Raw genomic sequence first — 12911 nt, forward strand, 5'->3', positions numbered from 1 at the left:
GAACACGCCCCATTACAAGGAGTTGGTACCGTTCATGGACACATCGCAAACCCTGGAGACGCGGCTGACGGCCCAAGAGCATGCGCAGTGGCTGATGGCCGAGGTGCAACCGGACGACACGCGCTACAACATCGGGCTGGCCACGGCCATCACCGGTTTCCTCGACCTGGAGGCACTGCGCTTCGCCTGGCACAGGCTGGTGGCCGGGCACGACATCCTGCGCACGACCTATGACGGCGGTCGCAGTGGCCCAACGGCCGTTTGCCACGCCGAGCTGGACGTGCCAGTCGCGTTCATCGATGGGCAGGGCCTGGACGATGCCGCCATCAAGGCGCGGATCGATAGCTGGTTCGACACCCCCTTCGAACTCCGCCAGGGCCCCTGCCTGCGCCTGGGCTGCTTCGCACGGGGGGCGCAGGCGCATGTCCTGGTGCTATGCGCGCACCACGTGATCGCCGACTTCACCTCCCTTGGCCTGATGCTCGATGAGCTGGAATCGCTGTACCTGGACGAAACCGGCAGTGAGGTCGAGCACTGGCGCGACACGCCCGTGCCGTTCGGCGACTACCGTCGCCGTACCCACGGAACCGGCGATTCATCCGTGGGTTGCGAGCAAACCTACTGGCATCGCTACCTGGGCCAGGTACCGGCGCCCCTCGACTGGCCGAACCACTGGCGACAGGGGATCGCGGCAGGTGACAGCCACTACCTGGATGTCGACGGTGAGCGCCTGCGTGGCCTCAGGCGCGTGGCCGAAGAACGGCAGGCGTCGCTGTATGCGGTGATCCTGGCAACCTGGGCGACGGCGGTGGCCAGGACCTGCGCCCAAGAGGAGATCGTGGTCGGCATGCCCATGTCGATGCGCGACGCGACATTCGCCCATACCCTTGGCAGCTTGTTCAACGTGCTGCCTTTGCGCGTGCGCCCGGCGCAGTCTTGGCATGACCTGATCGGTGCCATCCGCGCAGACCTGCATATGGCACTGGACAATCGGGGGTTCGACCTGGCCGCGGTAGTGGATGCTCTGGGCGTGCCGCGCCCCGAAGGGCGCAACCCGTTGTTCCAGACCACCGTCAACCTGCTTGGCCGGGTGGAGCATTCGCGCTGGTTGGCCTTGCAGATGGCAGGGCCGCAGGCGTGTGCCCAATGGGCCGGGTTGCGTATCGTCCCCTGGCCATTGGCGCAACAGCAGGGCCAGGTGGATATCGCACTGGAGCTGGTCGATGCTCACGATAGCCTGCGCTGCGTCATCAAAGGTGATCCTCGGAGCTTTTCCACCAGGGGCCTGGAGCGCTTCGCGGCGCATTGGCTGGGTGTCGTCGATGCATTGCTGGGTGAGCAGGCGGTGTGCGGCGACGCGCATCACATCGCCTGGCACAGCGACTACAACCGTGTCCCCGGGCCGTTGAACAGCGAGCCGGTCCAGAGGGTGCGCCAGCCCTCGCTGGTGGCCTGGTTCGATGCCCATGCCGCCCGCGATCCGCACGCGGCGGCGCTGCGAGACCACGACAACGAGCTGGATTATCGCACCGTACAGGAGCGCAGCGTGCGCTTGGCCCGGCAGTTGGCCGAGTTCGGCGTGATGCCCGGTGATCGGGTCGGCGTGCTGCTCGCACCCGGCATCGAGGCGGTGGTGGCGATGCTTGCGGCCATGCGCGCTGGAGCCGCCTATGTCCCGCTGGATCCGAACCTGCCGGCCGAGCGCCTGACCATGATCGTCCGGCAGTCGGCGATAAGCCTGGTGGTCGCCGAGGGGCCATTGCCATGGCGTGATGAGCACGGCGTTCGCTGCTGCCCGGTTGCAGGCCCAGGTCTTGAGCATGTTCAGGGGCCACTGTTCGACCTGAGTGCGCCCGGCACCTGCGCCTACAGCGTGTTCACTTCCGGGTCCACCGGCCAGCCCAAGGGGATCGATGTGGCGCAGCACAACGTGGTGGCGCTGCTCGAAACCATGTACACGACGCTGCAGATGCCGCAGTGCCTGGTATGGAGCTGGTCCCACGCGGCCAGCTTCGATCTTTCGATCTGGGAAATCTGGGGTGCGCTGTGCTCTGGCGGGTGCCTGCTGGTCATCCCGCAGGCGGTGCGCTCGCGTCCGGACCAACTGTTCGAGTGGCTGGTCCGGCATCAGGTCGATGTGATCACCCAGACACCTTCCGGGTTGCGGCAGCTGTCGGCTGACTTGCCCAGGCATTCGGCGCAGCTCGCCGCCCGGCATTGGATCGTTTGCGGCGAGGCACTGCCCGGTGCGACCGCCAGGTGTTTTCTGAGCGAGCGCTGGGCGCTGTGGAACCTGTATGGACCGGCGGAAACCACCGTGTTCGCCAGTATCGAGCGCGTTACCCCCGCGCTGGCGCAGGAGGTGATCGTGCCGATCGGCCGGCCACTACCATTTGCAACGCTTTATCTGCTCAACGACGAGGCGTGCCCCGCCATGGGCAGGGTGGGCGAAATCGTGATCGGTGGGGTGGGGGTGTCGTTGGGTTATGTCGGCTTGGCCCAGTACAACCGCGAGCGCTTCATCGTCGACCCCTACCGCGGGGACGCCATCGCCTATCGTACCGGCGACCTGGGCTACTGGGATGGTGAACGGCTGCGCTTTGCGGGGCGGCTCGACGAGCAAGTGAAGTTCAACGGGCATCGCATCGAGCTTGGCGAGATCGAGTGCTGCCTGGAAACCCACGCTCAAGTGCGTCAGGCGGCGGCGCTGTTGGAAGCTGTGGCGGGGCATGCGCGACTTGTTGTGCTGGTGCAGTGCCATGACACGGTTACCGGCTTCGACGAGAAAGCCTTGCGCGAGCACCTGCGCCGAAGGCTGCCGACCTACATGCAGCCTACGCGGTTGCTGGCAGTGGCGCAGCTGCCGCTGAACCGTCACGCCAAGCTCGATCGCAAGGCCGTCGACGAACTGTTCGAGACCATCAACGCGGCGCCAGCGCCATCCTCGGCGGACAGTGACGACTGGCGCGAACGAGTCCGGACAATCTGGGCCCAGGTACTCGGGCGGAACCAGGTGGGCTTGGACGATGCGTTCTTTGACCTGGGCGGCAACTCGATGGCGCTGCTGCAAGTGCACGGCCGCTTGCAACAGTGGCCCGAGGGTCGACAGCTGCGCCCCTCGGACCTGTTCCGCTGGGTGACGCCAAGGATGTTGGCCGAGGCGCTGCAAGCGCAGGGCCACTTGGCCAGCGCGCCGGTTCTCGAGCCCGAGCGGCGGCTCGATACCTTGTTGCGGCGCAGGCAGCGGCCCGGGATGCAGGTCGCCGAAGGAGGCCGCCATGAATGATCAAGCCATTGCCATCATCGGCATGAGTTGCCGGTTGCCGGCCGCGCAGGATCCTCGCCAGCTGTGGCGCAACCTGGTGCAAGGCAAGGTTTGCTCCACCCGGTACGAGGCGGCGCAACTGAGGCGCATGGGGTTGAGTGCCGCGGTGATCGATGACCCCGCCTTCGTCCCGGTCGACGCGCGGCTTGCCGATGCCGCGCAGTTCGACCCTGAATGCTTCGCCATGACCCAACGCGAAGCCGAGCTGCTCGACCCGCAGCATCGTCTGTTGCTCGAGTGCGCCTGGGAGCTGACGCAGACCTGTGGGCTGGGTAACCCGCTTCGGCGCCCGCGAATCGGGCTGTTCGCCGGGTGCTCGATGAACACCTACCAGCTCAATGTGATCGGCGGGGAATGTGACCTGATGTCCGCCGCCGGTACTGAACGCATGCTGGCCAACGACAAGGACTACATGACCGCTAGGGTGTCCTACAAGCTTGGGTTGGAGGGGCCGAGCATGAGTGTGCAGACGGGCTGCTCCTCTTCACTGAGCGCCCTGCACCTGGCGGTCAACAGCCTGTTGCTGGGGGAGTGCGAAGTCGCGTTCGCCGGGGGCGTTTCGTTTCATGCCCTGGCGCGCCCAGGTTACTTCTACCAACCGGGCCTGATGTTTTCGCGTGACGGCAGTTGTCGGCCTTTCGACGCCCAGGCCAGCGGCACGTTCTTTGGTGACGGCGTCGGCCTGGTGGCGCTGCGCCCGTTGGAGGACGCCCTTTCGGCCGGCGACAGCATCCAGGCGGTCATCCTGGGTTCGGCGGCCAACAACGACGGTGCCGGGCGCGCCGGTTTCACCGCGCCTGGCATGGAGGGGCAGCGGCAGTTGATCCTTCAGGCCATGGCCCTGGCCCAGGTCGAGGCGCACACGATCGGCATGGTGGAGGCCCATGGTACCGGCACGACGCTCGGTGACCCGGTCGAGTTCGATGCCCTGTGCCGGGCTTTCGCCCAGCACACGGACCGTCGAGGCTTTTGCGCGCTGGGCTCGGTGAAGGCGAACCTTGGCCACCTGGCTGCCGCGGCTGGTTTTGCCGGGCTTGCCAGGGCCGTGTTGTGCCTGCGCAATAGCTGTATCGCGCCACACCCGACCTTTTCGCGTGCCAACCCGGCTTGCGATTTCGAGCGCAGCCCGTTCCTGGTCAATACCCAGCCGAAGGGCTGGCAGCCAGGCCAGGTGCGCAGGGCCGGTGTCAGTTCGTTCGGCGCGGGTGGCAGCAATGTGCACATGGTGCTCGAGCAGGCGCCCGAGCGGCCCGTCCAGGTGGCCCTCGGGTTGCCACAGGCGATCCTGCTCAGCGGGCGTGACCAGCAGGATGTGCTGGCCCTGGCTGATGCACTGGGCGAGCGGATTGGCCAGGCGTCGGACCTGCACCTCGAACACGTCGCCGATGGACTGGCGCAGGGCCGTGCCAGCCTGCCCTGGCGAGCGGCGCTGCATGTCGATGACCTCGAGCAACTGAGCCACGCCCTGCGCGCGCGTGAGTTTAGCGTGGCCAAGGTCGAAGCCGAGCCCCGCACGCTGCGTGTCGTGGTCAATAACGCGCTGTCGCTGGCACTTTCCCATGAGCCTGGCTATCAGCGTTGCCTGCGGCAATTGCAGGGCGAGGCAGGCGTGCAGGGTGACGAGCTTGAAGGTGAAGTGCCGGCTCGGGCGCTGGCCGGCTTTCTTGAACGCTTGCTGCCGGGGCACGCGCTGGCCTTCGCGTTCGAGCCACAAGAGGCACCCCTCGCTGCTCAGCGGCAGGCGGCGCTGGTGCTGGACCTGGAGGCGTGCGGGTCGCCATTGCGGGCCTGGCTGGGCCGCTTCTGGGCGATGGGCGGGCAGGTGGATTGGGCCGTGCTCGCAGGGGGGCGGCAGGCGACGCACCGTGAGCTGCCGTTCGCGCCGTTGCGGCGCAGGCAGTGCTGGTACACGCAACCGATCCCTGACGCGGCACAGCGTGGCCCCGAAGTTTATGTGGAGCAGTGGCGGCGGCAGGGGCGCTTGCAGGGGTTCGCCCTTGGCGGGGCTGCCGATCCCGTGCAGTTGCTCGGCGGGGCGCCGGGCATGCATGGGCCCTTGTGCGAGGCACTGCGGCGGCGGGGGGGGCAAACCTTGGCCGAAGGGCAAGCCGGACAAGGTGGCGAACGGCTTGTCTGGTTGTGGGAAAGCCGAGCACCGTCGATGGATGATCCGAGCCTGGCCTGGCGCTTGTGCGAGAAGGTCAGGCAATTGATCGAGCAAGGCCACCAGGCCCTGGAGCTGGTGTTGGTCGGGGCGGGTTTCGTCGATCCCCTGGCTATCGCTGAGGTGCGCATCGGCCCCGCCGCTGCGCTGGCGTGTGTCGCGGCCATCGGGCATGAACATCCCGCGCTGAAGATCAGGGGCATCGATGTCCCCCCGGCATTGACCGATGACCCCGAACAGGCCGGTGCCCTAGCCGAGGTGCTGGCGCGGGCGGGCTCGTTGCCGATGCTCTGCGCGTTGCGCTCAGGGCAGGTATGGACGCGGGGCCATGCGGTGCTGGCGAACACCCCCGAGGCGCCGACGTTTGCCCAGCCTTTGGTCTGCCTGGTCACCGGCGGACTCGGTACGGTGGGTTTTGGCATGGCCAGCTATCTGGCGCGGCGTCACGCTGCCGACCTGGTGCTGGTGCAACGCCCGCAAGGCACCGATGGCGAACGTCGCCGGACACGCCAGCAGCGCCTGGCGGCCCTGCGTGAACTAGGCGTGCGTGTGGAGGTGGTCGACGCCGACATCACCGACCGCGAGGCGCTGTTCGCCGCGCTCGACCGCTTGCAGGCGGGCGGCATCGTGCCCAATGCCTTCGTGCATGCGGCCGGGCTGTCGGGCAACAGCACACAGCAGTGGCTAATGCGTTCGACGGTCGAGCAGTGGCAGGCGTTGATGGCTGCCAAGTGGGAGGGCGCCTGTTCATTGCATGCGTGGTTCGCTGAGCGCCCCCTGCACTTTGGCTGCTTTGTCTCTTCGCTGGCGGTGCTGGCCGGTGGTCTTGGCCTGGGCCCCTATGCTGCGGCGAATGAAGCCTGTGCCTTCTGGAGTGGACACGGGGCCGGGCACTCGAACTATTTCGCCATCGACTGGGATGGCTGGGAGGGCTGGGAGCACAACGAGGGTTTGCGCTATGGCGCAAGTCGCAGCGCCGGTCTGGTGGCCGAGGAGGTCGATGGCCTGCTGGATGCGATCTTCGCCGCGCTGACAGGCCATCACCGGTTCGTCGTTTCCAGCACCCCGTTGGCCGCTCGACTGGCCGCGGCGCCAGCCGCGCACACGCCAGCTTGCGTGTGCGTGCCGAATACCGCGCAACGCCAGGTGCCGCAGACGATGACAGCTTTGTGGCAGCAGGTGCTGCGCTGCCAGGTCAGTGACGAGGCGAACTTCTTCGATCTGGGAGGGGATTCGCTGGTCGGGGCTGAATTGATCCGACAGGTCAATCTGCAGTTTGGCGTGAGCCTGTCGATGGTCGATCTGTTCGAATTCGCCAGTGCGCGTGCACTGGCCGAGCGGGTGAAGGCACAGCAACCTAATGTGACCAAGGAGGAAGAGGGCGATGCAGGCCATCATCAACAACGCCGATGAGATTGCCGTGGTCAGCCTGGCGGGACGTTTTCCCGGAGCCGCTGACTGCGATGCGCTGTGGCAGGCGATCCAGGACGCCCAGGAGCTGGTAGCCACCTATGGACCGGGGTGTGGGCCGGTGCCTGCCGGCGAAGGCCAGGTGCTGGTCCCGCGTGGTGCGTTTCTCGAGGCGCCGGAGCAGTTCGACCATGGCGCATTTCGTTATACCCCGCGTGAGGCTTCGCGCATGGACCCGCAGCAACGTCAATGCCTGGTGCTGTGCCAGGCAGCATTGCTGGGCGCGGGTTACCGCACGGGACGCGAGGCCGGCCATTGTGGGGTGTTCGTCGGCACGCGAGCCGACACCTGGCATGACCTTCAGCGCCTCGAAGATCACAGCCCCTCCGATGCGATGCTCACCCTCGGTGGCCGCAGCAGCGACGCCATGGCCACACGAGTGGCCTACAAGCTCGATTGCACGGGGCCTGCGATCAATGTGGCGAATTTCTGCTCGGGCTCGCTGGTGGCGGTGCACCTGGCCTGCGCCAGCCTGCGGGCCGGCGAGTGCGACCTGGCGCTGGCCGGCGGTGTGTGCGTGCGCTACCCGGCGCACGTCGGCTACCTGCACCACGAAGGCGGCATTCTTTCCCGGTCGGGTCGGGTGCGAGCATTCGACCAGCGTGCCGACGGCACCCTGTTCGCCGATGCCGCCGCCTTCGTCGGCCTGCGCCGCCTGGCTGATGCCCGGCGCGACGGCAACCCGGTGCTGGCGCTGATCAAGGGCTCGGCGGTCAATAACGACGGCCTGGAGAAGGCGGGTTACAGCGCGCCGAACGTGAAGGCCCAGGAGCGGGTCATCCGCGAGGCGATGCGCCGTGCGGGCGTGCAACCCGAGCACATCGGCCTTCTCGAGGCCCACGGTACCGGCACGCCGGTAGGCGACGCCGTGGAGCTGCGGGCGCTGTCGCGAATCTTCGAGGGTTTGCCCCCACGCAGCTGTGCGCTTGGGTCGGTCAAGGCGACGCTGGGGCACGCGGACTGCGCCTCAGGCATCGTCGGCTTGATCAAGGCCATTCAGGCCGTGCGCTGGGGTGTCCTGCCCGCGACCCTCAACTGCGAGCAACCTTGCAGCGAGTTGCGCGACCCATTGTCGCCCTTCGACGTGAGCGGCAGGAGCCGACAGTGGCAGCGGGCGGTGCATGAGCGTCTGGCTGGCGTCAGTTCGTTCGGCATCGGCGGAACCAACGCGCACGTCATCGTCGGCGGCGCAACGGGCGTGGCATGAACAGACACGCGGATTGATAGTCAAGGAGGGAAATACCCATGAAAGCCGTGCAATCCAGGGAACAGGAACTGATCGAGGTGTTTGCCGAGGCCTTTGGCCTGCCGGCCCGTTCGGTCGATATCGATGCGACGCTCACTGAGATGGGGGCCGACTCGCTGCAGTTGTTCGAAGTGTTGGCGCCGATCCAGCGCCAATTCGGTGTCAAGCTGTCGGTGCGGCAGTTCTTCGCCGAGCTGCAAACCATCCGTCAGTTATGCGAGCACTTGCAGGCGCAGTCGGGCTTGCCAGGGCAGCAGGTGGCGGGCGAGCGCCCGGAGGGGGCGTTCAAGTGGATGCGGCGTGGTTCGGGGCCGATCGAGTCGGATGTCCGGCGCCGCTACCTGGCGAACTTCATCCCGCGTTATACCCAGCGCACCGAAATGTCCAAGGCCCATGCCACGGCCGTTCGCCAGCGAATCGCCGACAGCCGCTCGGGCATCGGCTTCAAGGGTTCGGTCAAGGAGCTGCTATACCCGCTGGTGTGCACTGAGTACGAGGGCGTCAGGGTGCGCGACCTCGATGGCAATGACTACATCGACATGACCTTGGGCTTCGGTACCCATCTGTTCGGGCATGCCCCGGGCTTCGTCCGCCAGGCGCTGGAAAGCCAGCTTGAGCAGGGCTTTGGCCTGGGCGCGCGCAACGAGACGGCGCTGCAGGTAGCCGAGCTGCTGTGCGAGGTCACAGGTATGGACCGAGTGGCCTTCGTCAACAGCGGCACCGAGGCGATCATGAATGCCGTGCGCGCGGCGCGGGCGACGACCGGGCGCAACCACGTGGTGATGTTTTCCAGCAGCTATCACGGGCATTGGGATGCGGTACTGGCCAGCGCCGACCCATCGCGCGCGGGCGCGACCAGCCCGGTCTCGATCGGTATCCCCGCAGGCATGGTGGCGGATGTATCGGTATTCGAGTTCGGCTCGCAGGCGGCGCTTGATTTTCTTGCCAGTCATGGCCAGCAGGTCGCCGCGGTGTTGATAGAGCCGGTGCCGACCCGCGACCCGGGCCTCGCCGACCCAGCCTACCTGCGCGCCTTGCGTGATGCATCCCGCGCCGTGGGCGCCTTGCTGATTTTCGACGAGATCGTCACTGGGTTTCGCGCGCACCCTGCGGGGGTGCAAGGGCTGTTCGGCATCGATGCGGACATCGTGACCTATGGCAAGACCATAGGTGGAGGCATGCCGCTTGGCGTGGTCGCCGGGCGTTGCGGAACGCTGGATGCCATCGATGGTGGTCCCTGGCAGTACGGGGACGACAGTTTCCCGGCGGTGGAGCCGACGTTCTTTGGCGGGACCTTCTTCCAGCACCCGTTGGCGATGGCCACCGCCAAGGCTTCGCTACTTGAGGTCAAGCGCCGCGGTGCGGCGTTCACCGAGGCGCTCAACCTGCGGACACAGGTTTTCGCGGCGCGCTTGAACGAGCTGTTCGCGACCTATCAGGTGGCCATCGAGGCGCGCAGTTTCTCGTCGTTCATGCGCCTGGTGCATCGCGAAAACATGGACCTGCTCTATTACAACCTGCTGCTTCGCGGCGTCTACATCTGGGAGTGGCGCTGCTGGTTCCTCAGCGCTGCGCACCAGGACCGGCACCTGGACCAGGTACACCAGGCATTCGCTGACAGCCTTGCAGAGCTGCGTGGCCAAGGCTTGATCTAACCCGGCGGGGCTGCCTTGCCGTGCACCCTCGGTGGTTCATCCAGTACCTCAACAAGGAGTGTTCCCATGCCATTGCGCAACCTGAAAGTGTTTATTGGTGGCCCGATCCAGTTCGCCATCCGCCAAGAGGGTTTCAATCAGGAACTCAGGCAGACCATCGAGTTGGCGGTCGAAGCGGTCAGAGACCTCAACGGCCAGGTGCTGTCGGCTCACCTGGCCGAGAAGTTCGGTGTCGATACGCCAGCCTTCACCCCGGAAATGGTCTCGCGACGTGATTTTGCCTGGATGCAGGAGTGCGATGTATTCATGCCTATCCTGCCGGTGTTGGCCAATGGAGAACTGTTGCGCACCGACGGCACGCATATCGAACTGGGTTGGGCTTCGGCGTTGCGTCGGCCGGTGTTGCTGGTCACCGAAATGCCGATCGTCGACAACGCCAGTCACCTGCTCAAGGGGCTGGAGCATGTGGGTACGGTTGCCCGACTCGATGTCCGTGATTTTCGCGCCAACCCTTGGCAGATCGGCGAGATCTTCCAGGGGCTGCTCGCCAGGCAACCTTGCGCGGTTCAGGTGTAAGCACCTGCCCACGCTCCACCTCTTCGATTCTTGTCACAGGGATGCAGTGATGAACATTGAACAACAACGCAGTGGCTACTCGGTACTTGGCCTGCAATTGGCGTCGCCGCTGATCGTAGGATCGGGGCTGCTGTCGGACCAGGCGCGAAACATCCGGCAGCTGCTGGCGCGCGGGGCTGGGGCAGTGGTCACCAAGACCATCTTCCCGGGCTGCGAAAAGACCCATGCCGAGCGGATCCATGTCATTGGTACCGGCATGCTGAACAACACCACCTACTCCAAGCGCTCGGTCGCCGACTGGCTGATATTGCTCGGCCAGTTCCAGCGTGAGGGGCTGGCGATCATTGCCTCGATCCACGCCGCCACCCCTGCAGCGCTTGGCGAACTGGCCGCGCAGGTAGCGCAAGCCAGCGATTGTCCATTGGAGCTGGGCATCTCCTGCCTGCACGCGGAGGATGTTACCGAAGACACGCCCGAGCGTGTCGAGGCCTATGCACAGGCCGTGAGGCAAAGCACCGACGCGCCATTCGCGGTCAAGCTGGCCCTTGGCCAGGGCTTGCATGAGCGTGCCATGGCGGCACAGCGTGGCGGCGCGTCGGCGCTGACCCTGAGCGACACCATCTCTGGGCTGGCGTTCGACCCTGAGTGCAGGGACGTGGTGCTGGGAGGGGTTTGCGGTTATTCCGGTGCGGGGATCAAGCCATTGGTGCTTGCCGCGATCTACGAACTGCGCCAGCGCGGTTTTGACTTGCCGATCATGGGCTGCGGAGGCGTGCAGAGCGGCCGTGATGTGCGCGAGTACCAGTTGGCCGGCGCGCAGACGGCACAGGTGTATTCGGCGCTGCACCAGGACATGTTCGGCACGCTTGAACGCATCACCGATGAATACTTCGATCTCGATCTGGGATCTGCACGGAGGGTGGCAGGATGAGCGGGCTCAACATCGTGCGGTTCAGCGAGCTGACCAGCCAGGATGTGCGGCAGGCCGTGGAGGGCCAGGTGCTGGTGTGGCCGGTGGGCGGCATCGAGCAGCATGGGCCGCACTTGCCGCTCAATGTGGATGCGTTGATCCCCGAGGCATTCGCCGAGGCGCTGTGTGCCGAGCGTCGGGCGATCATGCTGCCACTGCTGCCCATCTCCGTGCGTTCGCTGCCACAGAGTGGGGGAGGGTTGCAGTTTCCAGGTACGGTGTTCGTCGAAGGGGGCACCTTCATCGACTACCTGGAACAATCGCTTCGCAGCCTGGCCAGCCTGCCGTTCCGGCAGTTGGTGATCATCAACGGCCACTATGAAAATGAAGCGTTCGTCTTCGAGGCGCTCGATAAAGTGCGCGAGCGTGGGCTGCTTGGCCAGCGCTCGGTTCTGGCGTTCAGTTGGTGGAGCCTGGTCGATGAACGATGGGTCGGCGAGCACCTGCCCGAGTTCCCTGGCTGGCATGCAGAGCATGCGGGGATCACGGAGACCAGTTTGATGCTGCACTTGCACCCTCATCTGGTACGTGCGCCGCGTCCCGATCATGAGCATCCGCCACGCTGCGGTGTTTACCGGTTGCCGCTTTCGCAAGGCGCATCGACCCAAGGGGTGTTGTCGAAAACCTCGACGGCCAGCGCGGATATCGGCAGGCGGTTGTTCGAGCATGTGTGCCAGCAGATCAGTGGCTTGCTCGAAGAAGTCGATGGTTAGGGATGAGGTGGGCGCCGGCAGTGACTGCCGGCGCTATTCAAGGAAGTAGCAGAGGTTGGCGTTGCGTCACGTGAAGCATGCGATGCAGTTGTTCGAGAAACGCGGGCGAGGGGTGTTCGGTGAAAAAATGATCACCGTCGACGCGGGTCATCTGAAACGCGCCGCAGGTGAGGTTTTTCCAGGGCAGCATCATGCTGTGGTCGACGATGTGATCGTCATGGGCATGAAATGCCCAGATCGGGCAGTCGACGCCAATGTTCGAATTGAATTGCCAGGTTCTGCACAGGGTAAAGTCGGCTTGTAGGATGGGCAGGAACAACGACGCCAGTTCTGGGTTTTTCAACGTGACCAGGCAGGAGGGATTGAATTCGCCCAGCCGCCTGATCGCGGCGTTACGATCAATGTTATCGATCTGCGGCAAATGTTTGCGGAAAGCAGGATGGGCCGTGGAACATATGACCAGGCATTCCGGTTGCAGCGAACTTTCTTGGTGTTTGAGTTGTTGTGCAAGTTGGAAGGCGAGCCACCCGCCCATACTGGTGCCCAGTAATGCAAAGCGGCAATCGCGAAAGCGATGTAGTTCGTTGGTTATCAGATCTATCAACAGCGACATGCTACTGATGAGTGGCAGGTTTATATGTTGGCCGCGCCCCGGTAATTGAATCGGGTGGACAACAATATCATCGAACGCCGGGAGCTTCCAGCGATTGTAGAAATCGGCACTGCCACCCGCAAAGGGAAAGCACAGCAGATTGAGTTTGTCGGGATGGGCGGGTTTTGCAAACAACATGA

8 protein-coding genes are annotated in these 12911 nt (G+C 65.1%); 7 read left to right on the forward strand and 1 reads right to left on the reverse strand.

The window, feature by feature from the left end:
• The first annotated feature begins 34 nt into the window (after positions 1-34).
• The 7 genes from ACIP02_RS05300 (at position 35) to ACIP02_RS05330 (ending at position 12119) form a co-directional block, all read left to right on the forward strand.
• Positions 35-3286, forward strand: coding sequence for an amino acid adenylation domain-containing protein (locus ACIP02_RS05300; RefSeq protein ID WP_400613917.1), 3252 nt, complete (start codon positions 35-37; stop codon positions 3284-3286).
• Positions 3279-6902 carry a beta-ketoacyl synthase N-terminal-like domain-containing protein gene (locus ACIP02_RS05305; RefSeq protein ID WP_400613919.1) on the forward strand — a complete coding sequence of 1208 codons (3624 nt, stop codon included), beginning with the start codon at positions 3279-3281 and terminating at the stop codon, positions 6900-6902. Before ACIP02_RS05300 ends, ACIP02_RS05305 begins: the two co-directional genes overlap by 8 nt.
• Positions 6874-8166: a polyketide synthase gene (locus ACIP02_RS05310; protein WP_400613921.1), complete on the forward strand. Its 1293-nt coding sequence runs from the start codon at positions 6874-6876 to the stop codon at positions 8164-8166. Before ACIP02_RS05305 ends, ACIP02_RS05310 begins: the two co-directional genes overlap by 29 nt.
• A 38-nt stretch (positions 8167-8204) precedes the next feature.
• On the forward strand, positions 8205-9860 hold the full coding sequence (locus tag ACIP02_RS05315) for an aminotransferase class III-fold pyridoxal phosphate-dependent enzyme (protein WP_400613923.1): 1656 nt from the start codon (positions 8205-8207) through the stop codon (positions 9858-9860).
• A gap of 66 nt (positions 9861-9926) precedes the next feature.
• A complete protein-coding gene (locus ACIP02_RS05320) occupies positions 9927-10436 on the forward strand; it encodes a nucleoside 2-deoxyribosyltransferase (protein WP_400613925.1) in 510 nt (169 codons plus the stop codon).
• A gap of 49 nt (positions 10437-10485) precedes the next feature.
• Positions 10486-11367, forward strand: coding sequence for a hypothetical protein (locus tag ACIP02_RS05325; protein WP_400613927.1), 882 nt, complete (start codon positions 10486-10488; stop codon positions 11365-11367).
• Positions 11364-12119, forward strand: a complete 756-nt coding sequence (locus ACIP02_RS05330; protein WP_400613930.1) for a creatininase family protein — start codon at positions 11364-11366, stop codon at positions 12117-12119. The genes ACIP02_RS05325 and ACIP02_RS05330 overlap by 4 nt, the downstream gene beginning before the upstream one ends.
• 37 nt (positions 12120-12156) lie before the next feature.
• Here ACIP02_RS05330 and ACIP02_RS05335 read toward each other — a convergent pair whose 3' ends face one another.
• The gene (locus tag ACIP02_RS05335) at positions 12157-12909 is read right to left on the reverse strand and encodes a thioesterase II family protein (RefSeq protein WP_400613932.1); all 753 of its coding nucleotides are present in this window, start codon (positions 12907-12909) and stop codon (positions 12157-12159) included.
• Between the last annotated feature and the right edge of the window lie 2 nt (positions 12910-12911).

The organism is Pseudomonas sp. NPDC089408, from assembly GCF_044749445.1.
GTDB lineage: Bacteria > Pseudomonadota > Gammaproteobacteria > Pseudomonadales > Pseudomonadaceae > Aquipseudomonas.

Bases quoted from the DNA above. Each gene is read 5' to 3' on its own strand.
- ACIP02_RS05305 (WP_400613919.1), top strand. From the start codon at position 3,279: ATGAATGATCAAGCCATTGCCATCATCGGCATGAGTTGCCGGTTGCCG.
- ACIP02_RS05335 (WP_400613932.1), bottom strand. From the start codon at position 12,909: ATGTTGTTTGCAAAACCCGCCCATCCCGACAAACTCAATCTGCTGTGC.
- ACIP02_RS05300 (WP_400613917.1), top strand. From the start codon at position 35: ATGGACACATCGCAAACCCTGGAGACGCGGCTGACGGCCCAAGAGCAT.
- ACIP02_RS05315 (WP_400613923.1), top strand. From the start codon at position 8,205: ATGAAAGCCGTGCAATCCAGGGAACAGGAACTGATCGAGGTGTTTGCC.
- ACIP02_RS05320 (WP_400613925.1), top strand. From the start codon at position 9,927: ATGCCATTGCGCAACCTGAAAGTGTTTATTGGTGGCCCGATCCAGTTC.
- ACIP02_RS05330 (WP_400613930.1), top strand. From the start codon at position 11,364: ATGAGCGGGCTCAACATCGTGCGGTTCAGCGAGCTGACCAGCCAGGAT.
- ACIP02_RS05325 (WP_400613927.1), top strand. From the start codon at position 10,486: ATGAACATTGAACAACAACGCAGTGGCTACTCGGTACTTGGCCTGCAA.
- ACIP02_RS05310 (WP_400613921.1), top strand. From the start codon at position 6,874: ATGCAGGCCATCATCAACAACGCCGATGAGATTGCCGTGGTCAGCCTG.